The organism is Rhodococcus sp. PML026 (assembly GCF_000963615.1).
Taxonomy (GTDB): domain Bacteria; phylum Actinomycetota; class Actinomycetes; order Mycobacteriales; family Mycobacteriaceae; genus Rhodococcoides; species Rhodococcoides fascians.
In genome coordinates, this window is the sequence record NZ_KQ031365.1 from 247832 (window position 1) to 269912 (window position 22081).

The following is a 22081-nucleotide window of genomic DNA, read 5'->3' on the forward strand; positions in this document are numbered from 1 at the left end:
AAATCGTATAGTGGCAATGTGAACACCTCAGCTGTCAGCGCGTCGTCCGAGTTCGCTCGCCTCCGGGGCGTCCGCGTCGAGTTCTCCGGCCACACGGCACTCGCAGGCGTCGATCTGGACCTGCTACCCGGTCGGCTCACGGCCATCGCAGGGCCGAACGGTGCCGGCAAGTCCACGTTGCTCGAGGTGGTCGCCGGCACCCGGCCACTGACGGGCGGGACCCGAAGCGCAACTCGCGCAATTGCATTCGTTCCGCAGCGCGCTGCTGTGCCGGATCGGTTGCCGTTGACCGTATGGGACGTCGTGGCAGTGGGTGCGTGGGGACGCCTCGGCCGGTGGCGTCCGATGAACACCGAGGCTCGGGCATCGGTGCGCGACGCCCTCGGGCGCCTCGACATCGCGGAACTGACCGGCATGCCGTTCGCCGACCTGTCCGGAGGGCAGCGTCAGCGCACCCTACTGGCTCAGGGTGTGGCCCGCCGGGCCGATCTCCTGTTGCTCGACGAACCCACGACAGGTCTCGACGCCGCTAGTGGACAACGGATTCGAGCCGTCATGCGTGAGGAGACGATGCGCGGAGTTGCCGTTGCGTGTGTGTCTCACGATCCCGAGGTGTTGGCTGCGGCCGACCGAGTCGTGCGACTCGAGGACGGTCGAATCGTGTCCTGACGGATACGCGCGTCGGGTGCTCTCACCGCGCTGCCAACGCGGCTCGCAATCCCGCGCGGTCCAGTTTGCCCGGGCCTCGGGTCGGCAGTGCGTCGACGAGGAACAGCTCCCGCGGTGCAGCGGTGGCATCGAGCGACTGCTCGACGTGAGAGCGCAACTCCGCCAACGTCACCGGCGCAGAGGCAACCACTGCTACCACCACCTTCTGGCCGAGGCGCTCATCCGGCAATCCGACGACAGCGCACTCGCGGACAGCGGGATGCGTTGCCAGCGCGGCTTCGACCACCTGCGGTACGACGGTCAAGCCGCCCGTCGAGATGGCCTCGTCGAGTCGACCAGTGATGCTCAGCACCCCGTCGATCATCGTGCCTGCGTCGTCCGTGCGGAACCATCCCGGCTCGGCGAACGCCGGGTGATCGGGTAATCCGCGATAGCCCGAGGCCAGAGTCCGCCCGCCCAGAACCACTCGTCCGTCGTCGATCCGAACGACGGTGCTGTGCAACGGAACTCCGTCGTACACACAGCCGCCCGCGGTTTCGCTCATGCCGTAGGTGCGTACCAATCGAACGCCCGCGGCAATCGCTTTCTCGCGCAACGGAATCGGCGTGGCAGCGCCGCCGAGCAACACGGCGTCCAGCGATGCCAGTGCAGCAGTGGCCTCGGGGTTCTCGAGTGCTTTGACCAACTGGCCGGGCACCAGGGAGGTGTAGCGTAGCGGACCCGGCATCCGTCCCACGGCCTCGATCAACGCGGCCGGGTCGAAGCCGGCAGATACGTCCATGATCACCGGCGACGTGCCGGCGAGCACGCTGCGCAGCAACACCTGCATCCCGGCGATGTGGTGTGCGGGCAGAGCCAGCAGCCACGAGCCGGGGCCGCCGAGGCGCTCCTCTGTTGCCGTCGCCGACGCGACCAGTGCGGACGCAGACAGCATGGCACCCTTGGGAATTCCCGTCGTCCCCGATGTCGCGACGACCAATGCGACGTCGTCGTCGATGGGGGTTCCGGGGGCCAACGCGTCGTGCAGGCGTCGGATCTCGCGTGGATCGTCGGCGGGGACGGGGAGGACGGCCGGGCCGTCGCCGGCCAGCAGACGGCTCAGCCGCGGCAGGATGTCTGCCGCGGCCGAGCCTGCTGGAATGGGAACGCTCTCGAGCACACTGGCGAGATTAGTCCTTGCGCCGGATCGTGAACGGGTCGGCCAGAGGCCAACCCCCGGCGGCGAGGTTCGCGCGCACCCGATTGACGTCCTCTTCTCGGGGCAGCTCGTTGGTGACCTTGGTGATGGTGACGGAAATTCCTGCCTTGTCGGCAGGTAGCTGGCCGTCGGCGATGAGGGCATCCATCACCGACTGCACTTCGTCGTCGGACAGTCGCCGATTCAGAAGGGCAAGGAGGGGAACGTAATCCGCTTCGGGTACCCCGTCGGGATACCCGCCGCGGAGCCACTCGACGATCGAGTGGAGGAACGACGGGACCGCCATGGTCTTACAGGGCAGCCGGATCCGCGAGCGGCCAGCCACCGGCGGCCAGTCGTGCCGAGACACGGGAGATGTCCTCGGCCGTCGGCTCGGCGTCGATCTGGTCGCGGATGTACGTTGCGATCTCCTCGGTCGAAATGGCACCGTCGTCGAGTGCGCCGGTGGCGGGAGAGACGAGTTCGAGAACGATCTCCTGCACCTGAGCGTCGGTGAGTGCGGCGCGGCGCAGAAGGGCGACGAGCGGGAATCGGTCCTTGGGCGGAACGCCCTCGGGGTATCCGGCTCGGAGCCATTCGAGCACCGAGGCCGGGAATGCGGTCTTGGTGGAGTCGGTCATGAGAGCTGTACCCCTTCTCGGGTGTGTCAGAAGACGGAGATGCCGAATGTGCTGTCGAGGAAGTTCTTCATGATGAAGAGAATTCCGGCCACGATGGCGACGACGACCACTGCGAAACAGAGGACGGCCGCGGCGGTGGCGACTGCGGGTCGGGCCACGCGTGTGGTGCCCGAGGCCGTGGCCTCGTCCGAGGGCTCACCGACCGAGAGTGCCTTGAGTCCGAAAGCGAAGATCGCGGGCAGTCCGGCACCGAGCAGCAGGCCGACGAGAACGACCTGCCAGAGCGAATCGAGTGTGTGCTTGAGGGTTTCCATGATGTTCAGACCTTCGCGGGGGAGTCGGTTTCGGCGGCGGCAGGAACGAGTCCGCCGTCCCATACGGCGTTCACGTTGTCCGGATCGACGGGTTCGCGGCGCGAGCGGATGTACATGACGGTGGCCAGGCCGACGAGGATGGCGAAGACCACGAGGATGCCGGGCAGACCGCCGATCGTGTGGGCGAGCAGCCAGCATGCGGCGCCGACCACGCCGGCGAGCGGCAAGGTGATGACCCAGGCGACGGCCATGCGTCCTGCGACGTTCCAGCGCACGGCGGCACCGGGCTTTCCGAGTCCCGATCCGAGGATCGAGCCGGTCGCGACCTGCGTGGTCGAGAGCGGGAGGCCGAGGTGGCTCGACGTCAGAATGATTGCGGCAGACGAGGACTCGGCTGCCATGCCCTGCGGGGATGCGATCTCGACGAGGCCCTTACCGAGGGTGCGGATGACGCGCCAGCCGCCGAGGTAGGTGCCCAACGCGATGGCGAGGGCGCACGTGACCTTGACCCACAGGGGCATCTCGGCGTCCGGCGAGACGGTCCCGTAGGCGACGAGAGCCAGGAAGATCACGCCCATCGTCTTCTGGGCGTCGTTGGTGCCGTGGGCGAGCGAGACGAGTGAGGCCGAACCGATCTGGCCCCAACGGAATCCGCGCTCCTTGGACTTCTCGGGAACTGCGTTGGTGATGCGGTAGATGATCCAGGTGCCGACGGTGGCGACGAGGCCGGCGACGATGGGGGCCAGCACGGCGGGCAACACGATCTTGCTCCACACCCCGTCCCACACGACGCCGCTGGTTCCCAGGCCCGCCATGGTGGCACCGATGAGGCCGCCGAACAGTGCGTGCGAGCTGCTCGACGGGATGCCGAGCAGCCAGGTGGCGAGGTTCCACAGGATGCCGCCGACGAGGCCGGCGAAGATGATGGTCAGCAGGGCCTGGCCGCCGGTGTCGCCGAGATTGACGATCCCCTTCGCGACGGTGGCTGCGACCTCTACGGACAGGAAGGCGCCGACCAGGTTGAGGACGGCAGACAGGGTGACCGCGACCTTGGGCTTCAATGCCCCCGTTGCGATCGACGTCGCCATGGCGTTGGCGGTGTCGTGGAAACCGTTGGTGAAGTCGAAGGCCAGGGCCGTCACGACCACCACGAGAAGTACGAGAAATTCAGCGCTCACGGTGGAAAGTGTGGGACACGAACGGCCATTCGCGGAAATTTCTTGCGAAGTGTTCTTCTCGGGTGCCGCGAAGTCGTCTCCAGTTCACCTTCAGTTCACCTTTTTGCCTTATATGTCCACTTCGTCTGTGGCGTAGCGCACGGCGGTGGTCTCCTCCGGTCGAAGCATTGTGGAACAGTGGACGACGTGAAGGGATCCGGTATGGATGATGCGGTGTCGGCCGCCCTGTCGTACTTCGATTCCGTCGATCCGGCTCTTGCTGCCGACGCCCGGCTCGGGTGGGACGGACTGGCCGCGGTGTCGCCGCCTGCGGGGCCGACACAGCATTCCGTACAGACATTTCTGTGGATCTATCTGCGCCACGCGGCCGAGGGCCCCGATCGGGCCGTCGACATCGCCCGAGCGCTCGGGGATCTGCTCGAGCGGCTGGGACGCGTCGCGTATGCGGAGATCGCGCGCAGCGGCGTGACGGACGAGCTCGTACGTGCCACCGACGATGCGATCTGGCTGCAGCAGTATCGCGCCGCCACCGAGCAATCCGGTATCGGAGCAGTCGACACCGAGTTGGTGACGTGGCAGGACGCTCCGACCGGGGTCGAGCGGGCCATCGTCGAAAAGATCGGTGAGACACTCGAAGTGGCGACCATCGCCGGTGAGTTCGAGCCGTCGAAGCCCGGTGGCCGACCACTGGGAGTCACCGCACGGGCGACGCGTCGTCGCGGCGTGACCGACGCGGTGCTGACCTCGGATCAGGGCAAGAACGGCACCGACGACGTTCTGCTCGAACAACTTCTCGACCACCGCATCGAACTGTGGAGCAGTTACAGCGCTCCACGAGCCGAGCTCTACCTGGGGTTGCGCGAGGCGCTGCACGAGGCGGTCGAGCCGGTGTACGGGTGCGTGCGCAGACTCGAGAGCTTCATCGGCTGCATCGGCGACGGCGTGGCGCTGACCGATGCCGGGTATCTGCCGGACGATCTGGTGGCGCGTATCGCTCGCACTGTCTTTCCGGTAGCCGAGCGTCCGCAGTTCGTCGGACGCGAACTCGATACCGACAAGGTCCTCGCCCTCCGGCGTCTGGTGATGCGACTTCGGTTGATGCGTCGATCCGCAGGCAGGCTGGTTCCGACGACGCGCACCCGGCAGCTGAGCTCGGACGGATTGTGGCGCGTGCTCACCGGGGGAATCGTCGGCAGTGACTACCACCCCGACTCGATCGCTGCTGAGGTTCTCCTGGCCCGGATGATCCTGGGCAACGACATCGCCGACGCGCAGGCGACGGCCGACGATTCGGCGCGACTGTTGCGTGCGGAGGGATGGACCCACGCGGGGGAGGAGCCGGAGTCGGAGCACGCCGAGACTCTGGCTGACACGTTGATCGCAGAACTCGACGCTCTCGGAGCGTTCCGCTCGGCCGACAACCGCGTCGCAACCGACGAAGGCGCACGGGTGGCTGCGGCTGTGTTGCGTCATCGGCTCCTGCACACGCGCTTCCCGGCATTGTGACGAGCTCGAGATGGGGTTTGCCTGCGGTCTGCTGTTCGTGCACGGTTAAACTCGGTTCCACCCGGGTCGAGAGCGTGCCCGGATGTCGGCTGCGAGGAGATGCTGGTGGACGGTGAGGTGCACGACACCGCACGCTCCCAGTCCCGGCGGCAGAGCGACTCGGCTCGCCGCTACCTCGATCTGGAAGCAACCACACCCGCGTTGCGCTCCACCGTCGAATTCGCGGCACGCAGTGTCGGATTCGCCATCGCCCAGCTGAACGTGTTGGACGAGGACACCCAGTACACATTGGTCAACATCGGTGGTCCACCGATGTCCACCGTGGTGCGGGCCGACACCCTGTGCGACGACGTGGTGCGCACGGGAGTGCCTGCGGTCGTCGCCCACGGCCGGGTCGATGCGACCACCCGGCAACGCGCGCTGCTCGACGAGAACGGCATCGAGTCCTATGCCTCGGTTCCGCTTCGCGGACGAGAAGGTCTGGTGATCGGCACTCTGTGTCTGCTCGACCGCACTTCGAGGCCCCTCTCCAACGACCAGATGCAGGAGCTCGAACAGTTCGCGTCCGTCCTCGAAGAGCAGCTCGATCTGCATCGGCGGGTCGGCTCGGGATCCACCCGACTCGGCAGCGACAACGACATCGCCGACTCCCTCGCCGACGGTCACATCGTCCCGTGGTTCCAGTCGATCGTGGACCTACGGACAGAGGAGATAGTCGGCTTCGAGGCATTGGCGCGCTGGCACCATCCCACTCGGGGTCTGGTGGTGCCCGCGGACTTCGTGCCGTTCGCCGAGGCGAGTGAACTGATCATCGACGTGGATCTGAGCGTGCTCGCGCAGGCAGCCGCGGAGATGAAGAAGTGGCACGTACACCGACCGGACCTGCGGCTGACCGTCAACATTTCCGGACGTCATCTGGCGCATCCGGACGGCGTCGGCCAACTCGAACGCGCGATCGCGTCGACCGAGGTGTCGCCGAAATCCATTTCGCTCGAACTCACCGAGACCTCGTCGGTGACGCCAGGGCCGTTGTTGCGCAAGCACATCGACGACGTGCACCGGTTGGGTTTCCGCGTCCTGCTCGACGACTTCGGCTCCGGCTGGTCGTCTCTCGAACGCTTGGTGACGTTGCAACCGGACGGCATCAAGATCGACGGACATCTGACGCGGTTCATCGACACCGTGGCCGGTCGGGCGATGATCAAGTCGTTGGCCTCGGTCGCCAAGGATCTGGAGTTGACGATGATCGTCGAGGGGATCGAGAGTCGAGCTCAGGCCGACGCCGCTCTCGATCTCGGATGCACTCTGGCGCAGGGATATCTGTGGTCGAGGCCGCAATCGGCGTCGGCGGTACTGCGAACCGTCTCGGGTGGCTAGCGAGTATCCCGGCGGAGTGGGTGGTCCTGCGGAATCTGCACCAGCACGATGGGAATTCCATCGGGATCCTCGATCCACATCTCGATGAGTCCCCAGGGTTCGGTGGTCGCAGCCCGCACGATCGCAATGCCGGCCTGTTCCAATTCTGCTGTGGCAGAATCGATGTCGCGAACCTGCAGCCACAGTGCCCCGGAGAACGATCCCGGCTCCTCGGTGCCGCCGTGCGCTGCGATCTCGATCAACCCTTGGCCTGCGAACAACACCGTGCCGCCGGGATATTCACGGCACACCGCAAGAGACAGGCCGTCTCGATAGAACTCGAGGGTCTTCCGGTAGTCGACCGGGCGCAGGATGGTACGTGCAGCGAGGATGTCCACCACGCATGGATATCACGCAACCGACCATCACTGCCGCAGGATGGTCACAGCGAGAGTGGAGCCTGCGGAACGACCCGGATCAGTGGCGTCACAGCACCGTCGTGACGATCCGGTTTCCGCCGGCTGCCTTGGCCTCGTACATCATCGAGTCCGCCACCCGCATCGCCCGCGTCACGAGGTCGAGGTTCTGCTCCCACAGGGGTGAACTCGCGTGCAGGATGGCTGCCCCCACACTGACCGTCACGGCGACGCCGTCGTCGGGATCGCGCATGGCTCGTCGAACACCGTGGATCAACGCATCGATGTGCAGGCGCGACGTCGAGACCACGGCGAGGTATTCCTCGCCGCCGGTGCGCGCGATCACGCCGTATCTACCCATGTGTACGCCCAGACGCTCGGCGACGCGAACGATGACGGCGTCTCCCTCCTCGTGCCCGTAGTCGTCGTTGACGGCTTTGAAGCGATCGATGTCCACCACCACGACGGCCGAGCAGCGATCCTCCTCGCGGCCGAGCAACCAGACATCGTGGATCACCGATTCGAGTCCGCGCCGATTCAGCAACCCGGTGAGCGGGTCGAGCAACGAACTACGGGCGTCGTCGGTCAACACGGTGACCAACAGATGCGAGGTGAGCGGCACCCCGGCGATCGCGAGCAACACCACGTCGGTCCGGAAGATCAGTGACGCGACGTCCACGTCGCCGGTGCGGTATGTCGCCGCCGCGGCAGCGACGGTGCACGCCACCGAGAAGATCAGGTGAGCCACCAGCCACCGTGGGCTGACGAAGAACGTGCAGAAGGTGCCGATGACGGCGAACAGCGCGCACGTCAGGATCGCGTCGGCGATCGGGTTGACGAGGATCGACGACGCGGTGCCCAGATCGGCGAACACCGCGAATGCCACCACCCCGAGACGACCCGGGAACGGCTTGACGATCCACGCGGCCGCGACCGCCACCGCCATGACGACCAGGAATGCCTTCCAGCCGATCGCCGCGGCGTTCCGCGTGGCACCGTCGGAGAAGAGGGCCACCACCGCCAGAGCGCCGTAGTTCAGCGTCAGGATCGCCATCACCCATCGGATGAGCTTTCCGGTGGGCCGCGAGTTCTGGAAGTCCGCCATCCAGCGGTAGTCGTACGGCTGCGTGAACCAGGCCCACAGAGCACCCACGGCAGTACCGCGATCGCGGTGATGCGAGTTCGGGGTCACGAAGCGTCAGAAATATCGGGGGAACGGCGACCAGTCGGGCTCGCGCTTCTCCAGGAACGCATCGCGTCCCTCGACGGCCTCGTCGGTCATGTACGCCAGCCGGGTGGCTTCACCGGCGAACAACTGCTGGCCGACGAGACCGTCGTCCTGCAGGTTGAACGCGTACTTGAGCATCCGCTGCGCCTGCGGCGACTTGGCGTTGATCTTTGCGGCCCACTCGATGGCGGTGTTCTCGAGTTCGGCGTGATCGACCACCTTGTTCACCGCGCCCATGCGGTGCATTTCCTCGGCCGAGTACGTCTCGCCGAGGAAGAAGATCTCACGGGCGAATTTCTGCCCGACCATCTTGGCCAGGTACGCACTGCCGTAACCACCGTCGAAGCTGCCCACGTCGGCGTCGGTCTGCTTGAAGCGAGCGTGTTCGCGGCTCGCGAGCGTCAGATCGCACACCACGTGTAAGCTGTGCCCGCCACCCGCTGCCCACCCGTTGACGAGGCAGATGACGACCTTGGGCATGAAGCGGATCAGCCGCTGCACCTCGAGAATGTGCAGGCGGCCCGCGCGAGCCTTGTCGACCGTCTCGGCCGTTTCACCGTCCGCATACTGGTAGCCACTTCGTCCGCGAATGCGCTGATCGCCGCCGGAACAGAACGCCCAGCCGCCGTCCTTGCTGCTCGGCCCGTTTCCGGTGAGCAGCACCGTTCCCACGTCCGAACTCACGCGTGCGTGTTCGAGCGCGCGGTAGAGCTCGTCGACGGTGTGCGGCCGAAAAGCGTTGCGAATCTCGGGACGATCGAACGCCACCCGCACGGTCGCGTCGGACACGTGGCGGTGATAGGTGATGTCGGTCAGATCTTCGAAGCCGGGAACGGGACGCCACAGTGCTGGAGTGAAGGTCACGTGGGCCAGCTTAACGGTGGCGAGGGCTGAATCCGCTGCGGCCGGGCGATGCAGCTAGCGTGCAGGTCATGACCGATCCGATGCAGCTCGACCGCAGTTCCGACCCCGATTACGACCACCACGGCGGCTTCCCTCGTTTCGTTCCGGCGAAGGTGGGGCCGGAATACGGACAGTTGCTCGAGGCACTGCGCACGGTCCAGGATCTCGCGGTGTCCACGTCGTTGCCCGCAGACGTCACCGAAGCAGCCGCGAGCAAGACTCGGGAACTGATCGAGTTGTTGGAGCCGCACGTGGTCGCCGAAGGCAAGCAGACCGCGGGGCGGGTACCTGCTCTGCCGGGCCGTGGTTCGCTGCTGCTGCCGCCGTGGATCATCGAGAAATTCGCAGCCGACGGCGTCCGCAGCCGTGGCATGTTCCGTCGCTTCCACCTCGGTGGCAACGCCGCCGCGCACGGCGGCACTCTTCCGCTGCTGTTCGACGACCTCTTCGGCCTGATCCAGCATGCCTACGGTCGGCCGATCAGCCGGACCGCATATCTGCACATCAACTACCGCAAGGTGACCCCCCTGAACACCGAGTTGGTCGTCGAGGGTGCCGTGGACAAGGTGGAGGGTCGTAAGACGTTCATCAGCGCGAGGCTGACGGATCTGGACGGCAACCTGCTCGCCGACTGCGAGGCACTGATGGTGCAGTTGCTCCCGGGGCAGCAATGATTCCCCCGATCGACGATCTGCTCGACGGTGCGCACGTGCTCTCGATGCCGATGCGGACGAAGTTCCGTGGGATCACCACCCGTGAGGTGATGTTGATTCGTGGTCCCGGTGGGTGGGGTGAATTCTCGCCGTTCCCCGAGTACGACGACGTCGAGTCCGCCCCGTGGTTGGCGTCGGCGATCGAGGCCGCGTGGGAGGGCCCGCCGAATGCAGTGCGTCGACGCATCGCGGTCAACGCGACCGTGCCCGCGGTCGACGCCTCCGATGTGGCGGGCGTGCTGAGCCGCTCACCCGGGGCCGAAACGGCGAAGGTGAAAGTGGCCGAGAAGGGGCAGAGCCTGGCCGACGACGTGGCTCGCGTTCGTGCGGTGCGCGAGCTGGTGCCGCGGGTGCGGATCGACGCCAACGGGGGCTGGACCGTCGACGAGGCAGTCACTGCGTTGGCTGCTCTCACTGCGGACGGGCCACTCGAATACGCGGAGCAGCCGTGCGCCACGGTTGCCGAGCTCGTCGAGCTGCGCCGCCGGGCTCCGGGAGTTCGGGTGGCCGCGGACGAGAGCATCCGTCGGGCCGAGGACCCGATGAAGGTCGTGCGGGCCGGCGGCGCGGACATCGCGGTACTCAAGGTCGCTCCGCTCGGTGGCATGCGCGCACTGCTCGAACTGGCCGGCGAACTGGGGGAGTACGGCGTGCCGGTGGTCGTGTCGAGTGCACTCGATTCGGCTGTGGGCATCGCCTCGGGGCTCGCCGCTGCCGCCGCGCTGCCGCATCTCGAATTCGCCTGCGGACTGGGGACGGGCAGCCTGTTCGTTCGCGACGTTGCACCGGCACCCGAGGTGGTTGACGGAACGTATCCGGTCCAGAGCGTCGAACCGGATCCGCACGCGTTGATCGAACTCGGTGCCGACGCCGAGCGCACCCAGTGGTGGATCGAGCGAGTGCGGCGCTGCCACGCACTGCTGCGGTAGTGTTGCGCCCGGTCCGCGTGGGGCCGCCGACACATCTGGGAGGAAGTTCGAAGTGGTTGCTGCACTGAAGGATTCGCTGCTCGACGAGTCGAAGGCCGACGCTCTGCGCGTCGACGTGCTGGCATTGATCGACGCCGAGGTAGCCGACAAGAAGGGCGCCAGTGGCCTCGCGGTCAAGGGGGGCTACGGCGCAGTGAAGAAGGTCGGTCCGTCCTACATCGACAATGCGGTCTCGGCTCTGTGGCCCGATTTCGTCGACAAGCTCGATCCGTTCTGGCAGTCGTACAACGCCGCCCCGCAGGGCACGTTCGGTGAGTATCTCGCCGCCAACGGAGATGCCGCGTCCGACGCTCTGCTCTCGGTCACCGATGCGCGCATCGAGGAGACGGACAAGTCCGTCGTCAAGAAGTTCTACGGCAGCCTGCGTGGCTCGGCGAAGAAGAACGTCACCGAGGCACTGCCGCGCGTCGGCGATCTGGTCGCCAAGCACGCCTGAGCGGCTTCGCCGCATGTGAGTGGAAATTCGTAGCAGGGTACGAGTTTCCACTCACATGCGCGTAGCGCTCAATCGCTCCCAATCGGCCTCGGTTTGGTCGGCGTAGAGCCGCGCGAATCGGCACAGTGCGACGTCGAGTTCATCGGAATCGCCCGTGTATCCCGAGATCATCGACGCGCCGCTGGTGCGAGCGTGTCCCTTCGCGAGTAGTCGACCCACCACCCGCGCGTAGTCCACCAGCGCGGGTGCATCGATCGACGAGAGATCGATCGTCCCCTTCATGTTGCGGAACTGCCGCACGTAGTACTGCCGTCCGGCGATCGTGCACCACCCCAGCAGTGGATCGCTGACCGTCTGCAGATCCTGCTGGTACTCCACCACGCGTTGTCCCTGATGGTCGTGCCAGGCCGATTCGCCGTGCACGTACGGGGCAAGCACCGACCGTCTGGCCTGCTTGAGCTGCAGGAACACGACGTCGTCCGCGCTGGTGCCTTCGAGCAGTGCCACGTACGCCCGGAGCCCGACACTGCCGACTCCGACGACGCGATGCGCGACGTCGATCAACGTGTATCCCCCCAGCACCCGACGCCAATGCGGGGTGAGGGTGAGCAGGTATTCGTCCAGTCCGACGGCCAGCAATTCCTCGTCCTCGGCCGAGATTCGGGTGGTGATCGGCGGCTCCTCGACGATCCTGCGAGTGCCCTCGTGTTCCTCGGTGAATCGCGGCAGGACGCGGTCACTGGTGCGTCGACGCGCTTTCTTGGTGGCGCGTTTGATCTCCTTGCGCAACGATCCCGCAGTGGCATCCCGTTGCAGTTTCTCGGCCGTCAACCGTTGGAACGACCGCGACATCAGCGGTTCGTCGGCGAGGCGCGCGACCTCGATTCGATACGCGGACACGCAGGCGGCGACGGCATCGCGGCACCGATCCTCGCTGCGTCCGTTCTGTCGGCCGGCCACCCAGATGCTCGCGGCGAGGCGTCGTAGATCCCATTCCCAGGCACCCGGGTGCGCTTCGTCGAAGTCGTTGAGGTCGATGACGAGGTCGCGTTCGGGGGAGGCGTAGAACCCGAAGTTTCCGAGGTGGGCGTCGCCGCTGATCACCGGATTGATACCGGTCGACGGCAGCATCGCTACATCCCGAGCCATGACGATGGCCGTGCCGCGCAGGAAGCCGTACGGGGATTCGACCATGCGCTCGAGGCGCGTGGGTATGAGCCATTCGATCCGGCCCTGGTGCGAGTACTCGATCTGCTGCACCGGGTCCGGGCGATCCGGCGGCGGTGTCCAGTCGCCCAGCGATGCGATCGGGACCTTGTCGCGCAGGCGTCGACCCAGCTCGTATCGTTCCGCTCGGGGGAGTGGCCGCGCACGCAACGACGCGTACGGCGCGCTGTCGACTGCTGCCGAGTCGGTGACGACGGTATGACCTTTTCCGGAGCCGGGCATGTGAAGTCACACTAATCGAGGGCTACGGGGCGGCTTTACCGAACTTCCAGTATCCGGTGAAGCAGATCCGAGACTTGGGTACGGAACGCTCGTTCACCAGGTATCTACGCAGGCCCGTCGCCAACCCCTGTTCCCCGGCCACGTAGACGAAAGGATCGCCGTCCGGAAGCTCGGCTTTCTGCACCGCGGCCAACGCGGCCTCGCCCGGCTTGGCCAGCGGGTTGGGGCGCACGATCCATTCGATGTCGACGCCTGCGTGCACGTCCTGCTTCTGGATGTCGGCCTCGGTGGGCACTTCGACGAAGGCCTTGACCCGAACGTCGGCCGGCAACGACCGCAGAATGCCGAGAATCGCCGGGGCAGCACTCTCGTCGCCGACGAGCAACTGCCAGCTCGATTGTCCCTCGAACGTGTAGATGCGGCCTTCGTCGAAGATCGCGACGCGATCGCCTGGGACCGCCCTGGTAGCCCACGATGACGCCGGACCACTGTGACCACCGGTTCCGCCGCCACCATCTACTTCGCCGTGTACCACGAAGTCCACATCCAGCGCCGGGCCGTCGCCGTACGTGCCCTCTCCCGCAGCGCGGTATCGGCTGACCGTGTAGTTGCGGACCGCCGGCTTGGTGTCTTTGGAGAACGTCAGATACTGGGCGTACCAGAGCATCGAGGTGGCGCTGGGGATGCGCGGCTCGTCCTGGCCCGCCTGCGGCAGGAACAGGCGAAACCAGTGGTCGTAGCCCATGTAGCGGAAGTTCGACAACGAATCGCCGCCGAGGGTCACCCGGATGAAGCTGGGGCTGATTCGCTCGCTCCCGAGCACGGTCAGGCGGTAGAACGCGGGGTTCTCCGGTTTGAGGTACTTACCCATGCCGCACAGGTTAGCCGACCCTAAGCTGTGATGGGTTTCCGTCGATCTCTCACTCGGGCCGACCGCGCCGGTAGCGCTGGACCACCTTGGCTCCGACGGGTACTGCGAACAGCATCATGAACACGCGGATCACCTGGGCGGCCACGACGAAGGTGACGTTCGCCCCGGTCGACGCGGCGATGGCCAGCACCGCGTACACTCCGCCGGGAGTGGTTGCGAGGTAGCCCTCGTAGCCGCTCGTCCCCGTCGCGGACGCCAGCCACAGGCCGAGCATCGCGCAGCAGACGGTGACGGCGATGATCAACATCAGCGATGCGGGCAGGACCCGCGAGATCGACTTCAAGCTGGCGACGGTGAACCGCAGTCCGGCCTGCCAGCCGATGACGATGTACGCCGCCCACAGCAACAGCGTCGGGACGGACGCGTCGAACGAGACGCCGAGCACGTCGGCGAGCGTGGCGATCATCAGCGGGCCGAGCAGGGCGGGGGCGGGCAGCCGGATCACCTTGGCCAGCATTACCCCGATGACGCCGCAGATCAGGACGAACGCAAGATCGATCCACAGCGCCTCGTGCACGTCGGCGGTGACCGAAGATTGTCCGGGTTGGGCGTCGAACACCAGGGTTGCGACCAGCGGCAGCGTTGTGGTCACCAGTACCACGCGCAGGTATTGCACCACCGCGACCACGCGTTCGTCGCCGCCCAACTCCTGGGTGATCGCCACCAGTCCCGAGGCTCCGCCTGCGACCAGCGCCAAGGAGCCGGTCAGTGAATCGATGTCTTTACGAAGCCCCAACAGCGCGCCGGCCGCGATCGACAGCAACAGGGTGCCGATGCATGCCAGCAGTACCGGCAGCCAGGTATCGCCCAGCGAGCTCAGAGTGTCGCTCTGCACGAGCGTGCCGATTTCGACGCCGAGGATTGCCTGCGCCGCCATGCCGAGTCTGCGGGGGAGCGGCGCTCGCTCGGTTCCGGTCGTCGGAGCCCATCCGGCGAGCGCGAACACGATCGCCACCAACAGTGCAACGAACAACGCAGCCGACGGCACGCCGAGCGCATCGGCCCCGACGGTCAGTGCGACCGTGACGAGAACCAGCAGCAGCCAGCGAATCAAGAAGGTCGCTCGATCTCGCGAACCTCGGGCGGCAGTCCCCACTCGGTACGGCCGAGTCGACTGAGCGGAGCGATGGTCTCGAACTCGGGCAGGCCGTCCTCGGCGAGAAATTCGGGTCGAACCGACACCGCGACGACGCTGCCCATGACGACGAAGCAGTTTCCCACCTCGACGACGCGGTGCAGGGTGGCTTCGATGGCGATCGGGGCCGCGGCTACCCGCGGCGGCGTGACGATCGCACTGGGTTCGCTCTCGATGCCGACGGCCTCGAACTCGCTGACGCCGTGCTCGAAGCTCGCCGAGCTGCCGTTGACCTGATCGACCAACGGTGCCGTGGCCAGGTTGACGACGAACTCGCCGGTGGCCTCGATGTTGCGCAGACTGTCCTTGCGGGTCACGGACGTGAACTGGACGACCGGCGGTTCCACGGACGAGACGGTGAAGAAGCTGTAGGGCGCGAGGTTCGCCACACCGTCGGCCGAGACCGTGGAGATCCAGGCGATGGGCCTGGGGACCACCGACGCGGTCAGTAGCTGGTAGAAGCGGCGGGAGGAGACCTCGTCGGGCCGGAAGACTGTACGCACGCCTCAATACTGTCAAAGCCCGGTTGCGGCGGCCGACCGGAGCATCTGACACTCTGGAAACTGTGAATCCGTCCACCGCTCAGGCCACTGCAGTCGTCGACGAACTGGCGCGCAGCGGGATCGAAGACGTCGTGCTCTGTCCCGGCTCGCGCAACGCCCCGTTGGCCTTCGCTCTGCAGGAAGCCGACGCGGCCGGCCGGCTACGACTGCACATGCGGATCGACGAGCGGACCGCCGGATTCCTGGCCATCGGACTGAGCCTGGGCAGCGGCCAACCTGTCCCGGTGGTGATGACGTCGGGAACAGCGGTGGCGAACCTCGGGCCCGCAGTGCTCGAAGCGAACTACGCCCGGATCCCGCTGATCGTCATCAGTGCCAACCGGCCGTACGAGATGCTCGGCACCGGTGCCAACCAGACCATCGAGCAGTTGGGCCTGTTCGGTTCGCAGGTCCGCGCAACGATCAGCCTCGGGCTCGCCGAGGAAGGACCCAAGCAGAACAGTCAGTGGCGAAGCGCGGTCTCGCGAGTCATCGCCGCTGCGCGCGGTGCGCGCTCGGGCAACGCCGGACCGGTGCACTTCGACATTCCACTGCGTGAACCGTTGGTCCCCGCCCTCGGCGATCCGGGGGCCCGGCCCGAAGGACGTCCCGACGGGATGCCGTGGACCTCGACCACCCAGGCGACCCTCGACGTGCCGGTCGAACTCGATCTGTCGGTCGACACCGTCGTCGTGTCCGGGCACGGCGGAGCCGTTCGTCCTGAGCTCGCCGGGCTGCCGACCGTTGCCGAGCCGACAGCGCCACTGCACGGAATTGCGTTGCATCCCTTGGCTCTTGCGCAGTTGAAGCCGCGTCAAGCCGTCATCACCGGTCGTCCGACCCTGCACCGTCAGGTGTCGGCGCTGCTCGCGGATCCGGCGGTGGACGTCATCGCGCTCACCACCGGCCCGCGTTGGCCCGACGTCTCGGGCAACGTGCTGGCCACCGGCACGCGTGCCGTGACCACCGGCGCACCCGATCCCGCGTGGATCGCCCGTTGCGCCGCGCTGTCCGAGAGAGCCGAAAAGGCTGTGCACCAACAACTTCGAGAGCACCCCAAGCCGACGGGTCTGCACGTTGCCGACGCGGTGATGTCGGCATTGCAGCCCGGAGATCAGCTGGTGCTCGGAGCCTCCAACCCCGTGCGCGACGCGGCCCTGGTCTCGACTCCGATCCCGGGCGTGAAGGTTCTGTCCAATCGTGGCGTGGCCGGCATCGACGGCACCGTCTCGACGGCCATCGGTGCGGCGATGGCCGGAAAGCGCCGCACGGTGGCGCTTCTCGGTGATCTGACGTTCCTGCACGACGCGGCCGGTCTGCTCATCGGCACCGGCGAGCCGAGTCCGGACGACCTGACGATCGTCGTCGCCAACGACGACGGCGGCGGCATCTTCGAGCTTCTCGAACAGGGCGACCCGCAGTACGCGGGTGTGTTCGAGCGGGTGTTCGGAACACCGCACGGAATGGACCTGGGAGCGTTGTGCGGGGCCTACCGCGTGGAGCACCACCTGGTCGACTTGGCCGATCTGGCAACCGAACTCACCGGCCATGCCACGGGAATCAGGGTGCTGGAAGTGACCACGGAGCGCTCCGGGCTGCGCGACCTACACGCAGCGATCCGGGCCCGTCTCTAATTCTGTTGCGCAGCAACCCATTCGAGTGTTTCGCCGGTTTCCTGATCGATCATGTCCTTGATCATCTTGTTGATCAGGTCTTCGATCTTGCCGCCGACGAGCGGAATCTTGACGGTCGACTCACCCTTGACGACCAGTTTCGCTCCGGTGCCGTCGGGGCGAAGCGAGAGGGTGCCGTTCACTTTCGCGGGGAGACCCGTGGTGCCGCCGACCAGCGTGCCCTCGGCGTGGTCGCCTTCGAGCGGACCCCAGTGGTCGGTACGCGAGACGATCAGCTTGCCCTTGATGACTTTCGTGACGAACCCGGGCAGTTCGGACGTGCCGACCTCCTCCGTGATGTCCACGGTCAAGCCGCCGTCGTCGTGCTTGGTCATCTCGTACCCGTCCGTCTTCTTCGCCTTGGCGAAGCGAGCGGCCCACTGGTCTTCACTGGTGAGTGCGGCATGCACGTCAGCGGGCGGATTGGACGATTCGACGGTGAACTCGAAGCTGCGCGACATGAGCACAGAGGCTACCGGAGCGGAGGCGAACCGGCCGCGAAGTAACCTGAATGCTGTGACCGACACCGAGAGGGGCAGCCGAACTCTGCACAGAATCCGGCTGGTCGTGCTCGTGGTCGCGGTTGCCATCTCGGTTCTGTCGGTCCTTTTGGTGGTCGGTGCCTGGCGAAACGACGTCACCATCGACTCCGACAAGGGCGTCGCGACGGCCGAGGTGCTGTCGGCGGGCAAATTGCGTTCGGCGGTCAGTTTCATCACCCCCGACGGCGTGACCCACAATCCCAGACTCGGCGTGCTGTACCCCACCAATCTCGTCGTGGGTCAGCGCATCGAGGTCGAGTACTACAAGGCGGACTCCGACGACAACGACAGCGACAGCGACCTGCTGGTGCGGGTAGCCGGCCGTGACGCCACCGTGGCCATCGTCCCCGCTGGATCGGTCATCGTCGTCACCTGGCTGATCGCCCTGCCGGCCCTGTTCTGGTTACGTCGCAAGGAGACCCAGCGTATGGGGGCCAAGCGCATGGAGGTACAGGATGCGTAATGCCAGGCAGTGGGTCATCGCTGCTGTCGCCGCGGTGGCCGGGTTCGCGTTGGTGAACTTCGGCAACGTCGCGTCCTCGATCGTGATCATGGTGCTCGTGGTGGTGTTCCTGCTCGTCCTGACGACTCCGGTGCTGTATCCCCGTTCTCTGTCCGACGACGCGTCTCGAGTGGCTGCGACCGAAAAATCGGTGCCGCTGATCTACTGGCGTCCCGGTTGCATCTTCTGCCTTCGGCTACGGGTTGCGCTGTTGCTCCGCGGAAAGAAGGCCGTGTGGACGAACATCCGCGCAGATGCAGCTGCCGCAGCGCGGGTTCGGTCGGTGAACGACGGGAACGAGACGGTTCCGACGGTGTTCGTGGGTACCGGACACCGCACCAACCCGAGTCCGTCGTGGGTCGCCCAGCAATTCGTGTGACGTTGGCCCACACGTAACGTCGTCCATGCCTGGGCGACTGCGTGGCCACCCACACTGAGGACCGTGCGAGTAGCCATCGTTGCGGAATCGTTCTTACCCAACATGAACGGCGTCACCCACTCGGTGATCCGTGTCCTCGAACATCTCGAGAAGACCGGGCACGACGCCATCGTCGTCGCCCCCGACAACCCGTCGGGACCGCGAGCGGCGACCTGGCACAACGGCGTCCCGGTCCACCGAGTGCCGTCCGTGATGGTGCCGAAGGTCAGCTCCCTACCCGTCGGTGTTCCTGGCCTCGGGATGGTCTCTGCGCTAAGGACCTTCGCGCCCGACGTCGTGCATCTGGCGTCCCCGTTCCTGCTCGGAGCGGGTGGTCTGGCCGCCGCGAACCGCCTCGACGTGCCTGCCGTCGCCGTCTACCAGACCGATGTCGCAGGATTCGCCGCGAGCTACGGCCTCGGCTTGACCTCGAAGGCCGCGTGGCGTTGGACCAGGAGACTGCACCGCGGAGCGGCCCGCACTCTGGCACCGTCCACCTCGGCCGTCGACGCTCTCGAGCAGCACGGCATCCCGCGCGTACACCGGTGGGCCAGGGGAGTGGACGCGGTTCGGTTCGCGCCCTCGGCCGCGTCGGCCACCCTTCGCGGCCGATGGGGAGCAGGTGAAAAGCTGATCGTCGGGTTCGTCGGCAGGCTCGCGCCGGAGAAGCACGTCGAGCGGCTCGCCGTGCTGGCCGCAGATCCGTCGGTTCAGCTGGTGATCGTCGGCGGCGGACCCGATACGGCAACACTGCAGGCGTTGATGCCGAATGCGATCTTCACCGGGCAACTCGGCGGAGACGAACTCGCGCAGGCCTACGCCAGCTTCGACATCTTCGTCCACCCCGGCGAACACGAAACCTTCTGTCAGGCAGTCCAAGAAGCCCTCGCCAGCGGAGTACCCGTCATCGGGCCCGACGCCGGCGGACCCCGCGATCTGGTCTCGCACTGCCGCAACGGCTACCTACTGCCGGTCGACAAGTTCACCGAGCTGCTGCCCAGTGCAGTCGGCGCCCTCGCCGAACCCACCACCCGCGCCCGCTTCGGCAACGCCGCCCGCCGATCGGTTCTGCACCGCACCTGGCCTGCCATCTGCGACGAGCTGATCTCCCACTACTACGACGTGCAAGGCATCACAGCGCCACGGGTGACCGAAGCAGCCTGAGTAAGCTGGAGTTCGTGGCCACGACATCGCGCGCAACCCTGGAAAAAGAGCCCCACGAGGTGGCGTCGATGTTCGACGGCGTCGCCCGCCGCTACGACATCACCAACACCGTTCTGTCGTTCGGCCAGGACCGCAGCTGGCGCAAGCTGACCCGCCGAGCACTCGACCTGAAGCCGGGCGAGCGGGTCCTCGATCTCGCCGCCGGCACCGGCGTCTCCACGGTCGAACTCGGACGCAGCGGGGCCTGGTGCGTCGCCACCGACTTCTCCAAGGGCATGCTCCGAGCCGGACTCTCCCGCGGAGTGCCGATGGTCGCCGGTGACGCGATGGCGCTTCCGTACGCCGACGCCAGTTTCGACGCCGCCACCATCTCGTTCGGTCTTCGCAATGTCTCCGACTTCGATGCCGGTCTGCGCGAAATTGCCCGAGTCACCAAACCCGGTGGGCGTCTTGTGGTGTCGGAATTCTCCACCCCGGTCTTCGGCCCGTTCCGCACGGCATACATGGAGTACCTGATGAAGGCGCTCCCCAAAGTCGCTCGCGCAGTGAGCAGCAACCCCGACGCCTACGTCTATCTCGCCGAGTCCATTCGCGCGTGGCCAACCCAGGAGCAGTTGGCTCAGCGCATCGCCGACGCCGGCTGGACCGACGTGCAGTGGCGCAACCTCACCGGCGGAATCGTGGCTCTGCACAAGGCAATTCGGCCCTGAGTCCGCGCGCGGCTACGAAAACGGCGGCCGCGAATCGATTTTCAATGACGTGGTTCCCGCGGTTCGCCACGTACGAGCGACGAGGTCGCTGTCGGCCTCGGTGACCAGATTGCCCATGCACCGGACGGCAACTTTCATCAGTGCCCGCGAGCGCATGCCCACCGGGCCCGCTGCGGGCAGGAACCTCGGCACGGTCAGCAGTCCGGCGAGGCGTCGAGCAATGGAGAAGGCTTGACCGTAGTGCTCACGCAGCACAGTCGGCCAGGCGTCGGTCAGGTCGGCGTGATCGAGAAGGTCGACGACCATGCGGCCGCCTTCGAGTCCGTAGTCGATGCCCTCACCGTTGAGTGGGTTCACGCACGCTGCGGCGTCGCCGATGATCGCCCAGTTCACCCCCGCGACGCCGGAGACCGCCCCGCCCATCGGCAGCAGCGCCGAAGCGACCGACCGCAGCTCGCCGGTCAATTCCCATTCCGACCGCCGCTGCTGGGTGTAGAGGTCCAGCAGGGGACGCAGGGCTCCCGGTGCGGGCCGGGTGGCGGTGGCCAGCGTGCCGACGCCGATGTTGATGTTGCCGTCGTTCAGGGGGAAGACCCATCCGTAGCCGGGCTGCAGCGTGCCTGCGCCGTCGCGCAGTTCGAGGTGTGAGCTGATCCATTCGTCGTCGCTGCGCGCAGACGTGATGTACGCGCGGGCGGCGACGCCGAACGCGGTGTCGCGGTGCCACTGGCGTCCGAGTTGCTTGCCCAGCGTGGACCGGACTCCGTCGGCGACGATCAGAGTGCGGCACGCGACCTCGTGGCTGCCTTCGCCGGTCTGCAGCGTCACCGTTCGGACCGCATTTCCGTCGCGGGTGACGGACACCGCTTTGGCACCCTCGGCCATCACAGCCCCGGCCTCGACGGCGACGCGGCGAATACGGTCGTCCAATTCGGTTCGCGGGACGGCGCTGCCCACCGCCGGGAAAGATCTGCTCGGCCATTCGAGCTCGAGTTCCTGGCCGAACCCACTCAGGCGCAACCCGCGATTGCGCGCGGTACCGCGAACCCATTCACCCAGGCCCAACCGATCGAGTTCGGCGACCGCGCGCGGAGTCAGCCCGTCGCCGCACGTCTTGTCCCGGGGAAAGACGGCCGCGTCGGCGAGTACGACGTCGCGGCCGGAACGCGCTGCCCACGCTGCCGCGGACGATCCTGCGGGGCCCGCGCCCACGACCAACACATCGGTCGAGGAGGGCAGGGCCGGGTTGGATGAGGTCACAGATCCCAGTATCCCGATTGCCGCGGTGCTGCGCCGTCAGGGCCTTCGGTCGACCGTTGTCGAGGCCCTGCTCATCGGGGGTGTTCACCGTCGGAGCGGTGACGTCGTTCACTCATTGGCCCTGCAGGCCGCGTCGGGAAGCGACTCGGGCTCGGTTCGGTGAGGGAATAGTCACCTGTGGTGGGCGGCACCGTCGTGCGAGTGTGCACACTAGGTTCACTACGGTAGT

Annotated in this window: 25 protein-coding genes; 11 read left to right on the forward strand and 14 right to left on the reverse strand. The window is 66.5% G+C overall.

Features of this window, described 5'->3' with window-relative positions:
* The first annotated feature begins 18 nt into the window (after nt 1-18).
* Nucleotides 19-669, forward strand: a complete 651-nt coding sequence (aztA, locus tag VF34_RS01270) for a zinc ABC transporter ATP-binding protein AztA (protein WP_032375576.1) — start codon at nt 19-21, stop codon at nt 667-669.
* A gap of 22 nt (nt 670-691) precedes the next feature.
* Here aztA and menE read toward each other — a convergent pair whose 3' ends face one another.
* Genes menE through VF34_RS01295 form a run of 5 tightly spaced genes read right to left on the reverse strand, consistent with a single transcriptional unit; the run spans nt 692 to nt 3979 of the window.
* Nucleotides 692-1828, reverse strand: a complete 1137-nt coding sequence (menE, locus tag VF34_RS01275) for an o-succinylbenzoate--CoA ligase (RefSeq protein WP_032375577.1) — start codon at nt 1826-1828, stop codon at nt 692-694.
* A gap of 10 nt (nt 1829-1838) precedes the next feature.
* Nucleotides 1839-2153 (reverse strand): DUF3349 domain-containing protein, encoded by a 315-nt coding sequence (locus tag VF34_RS01280; protein ID WP_027498307.1) that lies wholly within the window; start codon nt 2151-2153, stop codon nt 1839-1841.
* A 4-nt stretch (nt 2154-2157) separates the two neighbouring features.
* Complete coding sequence (locus VF34_RS01285) at nt 2158-2487, reverse strand: DUF3349 domain-containing protein (RefSeq protein WP_027498306.1); 330 nt, start codon at nt 2485-2487, stop codon at nt 2158-2160.
* A gap of 26 nt (nt 2488-2513) precedes the next feature.
* A complete protein-coding gene (locus tag VF34_RS01290; protein WP_027498305.1) occupies nt 2514-2801 on the reverse strand; it encodes a hypothetical protein in 288 nt (95 codons plus the stop codon).
* 5 nt (nt 2802-2806) lie between these two features.
* Complete coding sequence (locus tag VF34_RS01295; RefSeq protein ID WP_032375578.1) at nt 2807-3979, reverse strand: inorganic phosphate transporter; 1173 nt, start codon at nt 3977-3979, stop codon at nt 2807-2809.
* 177 nt (nt 3980-4156) lie between these two features.
* Between VF34_RS01295 and VF34_RS01300 the strand changes: the two genes are divergently transcribed.
* Together VF34_RS01300 and VF34_RS01305 are read left to right on the forward strand one after the other, a co-directional pair.
* Nucleotides 4157-5485 (forward strand): hypothetical protein, encoded by a 1329-nt coding sequence (locus tag VF34_RS01300; protein WP_230591124.1) that lies wholly within the window; start codon nt 4157-4159, stop codon nt 5483-5485.
* A gap of 105 nt (nt 5486-5590) precedes the next feature.
* The gene (locus tag VF34_RS01305) at nt 5591-6862 is read left to right on the forward strand and encodes a sensor domain-containing phosphodiesterase (protein ID WP_027498302.1); all 1272 of its coding nucleotides are present in this window, start codon (nt 5591-5593) and stop codon (nt 6860-6862) included.
* Here VF34_RS01305 and VF34_RS01310 read toward each other — a convergent pair.
* The 3 genes from VF34_RS01310 to VF34_RS01320 all read right to left on the reverse strand — a co-directional run bounded on the left by VF34_RS01310 (nt 6859) and on the right by VF34_RS01320 (nt 9349).
* Nucleotides 6859-7239 carry a VOC family protein gene (locus VF34_RS01310; protein WP_027498301.1) on the reverse strand — a complete coding sequence of 127 codons (381 nt, stop codon included), beginning with the start codon at nt 7237-7239 and terminating at the stop codon, nt 6859-6861. The genes VF34_RS01305 and VF34_RS01310 overlap by 4 nt on opposite strands.
* A gap of 88 nt (nt 7240-7327) precedes the next feature.
* Nucleotides 7328-8449: a GGDEF domain-containing protein gene (locus VF34_RS01315; protein WP_230595429.1), complete on the reverse strand. Its 1122-nt coding sequence runs from the start codon at nt 8447-8449 to the stop codon at nt 7328-7330.
* A gap of 6 nt (nt 8450-8455) precedes the next feature.
* Nucleotides 8456-9349 (reverse strand): 1,4-dihydroxy-2-naphthoyl-CoA synthase, encoded by an 894-nt coding sequence (locus VF34_RS01320; RefSeq protein WP_027498299.1) that lies wholly within the window; start codon nt 9347-9349, stop codon nt 8456-8458.
* 68 nt (nt 9350-9417) lie between these two features.
* Here VF34_RS01320 and VF34_RS01325 point away from each other — a divergent pair, with 68 nt between their 5' ends.
* The 3 genes from VF34_RS01325 to VF34_RS01335 are packed head-to-tail and all read left to right on the forward strand — an operon-like array spanning nt 9418 to nt 11526.
* Entirely contained in the window at nt 9418-10062 is a 645-nt protein-coding gene (locus VF34_RS01325; RefSeq protein WP_027498298.1) for a PaaI family thioesterase, read from the forward strand.
* Entirely contained in the window at nt 10059-11030 is a 972-nt protein-coding gene (locus VF34_RS01330; RefSeq protein ID WP_032375579.1) for an o-succinylbenzoate synthase, read from the forward strand. The genes VF34_RS01325 and VF34_RS01330 overlap by 4 nt, the downstream gene beginning before the upstream one ends.
* A 52-nt stretch (nt 11031-11082) precedes the next feature.
* Nucleotides 11083-11526: a DUF6918 family protein gene (locus tag VF34_RS01335; RefSeq protein WP_027498296.1), complete on the forward strand. Its 444-nt coding sequence runs from the start codon at nt 11083-11085 to the stop codon at nt 11524-11526.
* A gap of 51 nt (nt 11527-11577) precedes the next feature.
* Here the strand turns inward: VF34_RS01335 and VF34_RS01340 are convergent, their stop codons facing one another.
* Genes VF34_RS01340 through VF34_RS01355 form a run of 4 tightly spaced genes read right to left on the reverse strand, consistent with a single transcriptional unit; the run spans nt 11578 to nt 15544 of the window.
* A complete protein-coding gene (locus tag VF34_RS01340) occupies nt 11578-12975 on the reverse strand; it encodes a DUF2252 domain-containing protein (RefSeq protein ID WP_027498295.1) in 1398 nt (465 codons plus the stop codon).
* 22 nt (nt 12976-12997) lie between these two features.
* The gene (locus VF34_RS01345; protein WP_032375580.1) at nt 12998-13846 is read right to left on the reverse strand and encodes a siderophore-interacting protein; all 849 of its coding nucleotides are present in this window, start codon (nt 13844-13846) and stop codon (nt 12998-13000) included.
* 49 nt (nt 13847-13895) lie between these two features.
* Nucleotides 13896-14960 carry an AbrB family transcriptional regulator gene (locus VF34_RS01350; RefSeq protein ID WP_032375604.1) on the reverse strand — a complete coding sequence of 355 codons (1065 nt, stop codon included), beginning with the start codon at nt 14958-14960 and terminating at the stop codon, nt 13896-13898.
* Complete coding sequence (locus tag VF34_RS01355) at nt 14957-15544, reverse strand: flavin reductase family protein (protein ID WP_032365245.1); 588 nt, start codon at nt 15542-15544, stop codon at nt 14957-14959. The genes VF34_RS01350 and VF34_RS01355 overlap by 4 nt, the downstream gene beginning before the upstream one ends.
* 62 nt (nt 15545-15606) lie before the next feature.
* Between VF34_RS01355 and menD the strand changes: the two genes are divergently transcribed.
* Complete coding sequence (gene menD, locus VF34_RS01360) at nt 15607-17217, forward strand: 2-succinyl-5-enolpyruvyl-6-hydroxy-3-cyclohexene-1-carboxylic-acid synthase (protein WP_032375581.1); 1611 nt, start codon at nt 15607-15609, stop codon at nt 17215-17217.
* Here menD and VF34_RS01365 read toward each other — a convergent pair.
* A complete protein-coding gene (locus VF34_RS01365; protein WP_027498290.1) occupies nt 17214-17717 on the reverse strand; it encodes a DUF2505 domain-containing protein in 504 nt (167 codons plus the stop codon). The genes menD and VF34_RS01365 overlap by 4 nt on opposite strands.
* Nucleotides 17718-17772: 55 nt before the next feature.
* Here VF34_RS01365 and VF34_RS01370 point away from each other — a divergent pair, with 55 nt between their 5' ends.
* The 4 genes from VF34_RS01370 (at nt 17773) to VF34_RS01385 (ending at nt 20592) form a co-directional block, all read left to right on the forward strand.
* Entirely contained in the window at nt 17773-18261 is a 489-nt protein-coding gene (locus VF34_RS01370; protein WP_045840680.1) for a hypothetical protein, read from the forward strand.
* Nucleotides 18254-18679: a glutaredoxin domain-containing protein gene (locus VF34_RS01375; protein WP_032375582.1), complete on the forward strand. Its 426-nt coding sequence runs from the start codon at nt 18254-18256 to the stop codon at nt 18677-18679. Before VF34_RS01370 ends, VF34_RS01375 begins: the two co-directional genes overlap by 8 nt.
* 63 nt (nt 18680-18742) lie before the next feature.
* Nucleotides 18743-19882 (forward strand): glycosyltransferase family 4 protein, encoded by a 1140-nt coding sequence (locus VF34_RS01380; protein ID WP_197077412.1) that lies wholly within the window; start codon nt 18743-18745, stop codon nt 19880-19882.
* Between the two features lie 14 nt (nt 19883-19896).
* Nucleotides 19897-20592 (forward strand): demethylmenaquinone methyltransferase, encoded by a 696-nt coding sequence (locus tag VF34_RS01385; protein WP_027498286.1) that lies wholly within the window; start codon nt 19897-19899, stop codon nt 20590-20592.
* Nucleotides 20593-20604: 12 nt separating this feature from the next.
* Here VF34_RS01385 and VF34_RS01390 read toward each other — a convergent pair whose 3' ends face one another.
* On the reverse strand, nt 20605-21852 hold the full coding sequence (locus VF34_RS01390; RefSeq protein WP_032375584.1) for a geranylgeranyl reductase family protein: 1248 nt from the start codon (nt 21850-21852) through the stop codon (nt 20605-20607).
* Nucleotides 21853-22081 lie beyond the last annotated feature (229 nt).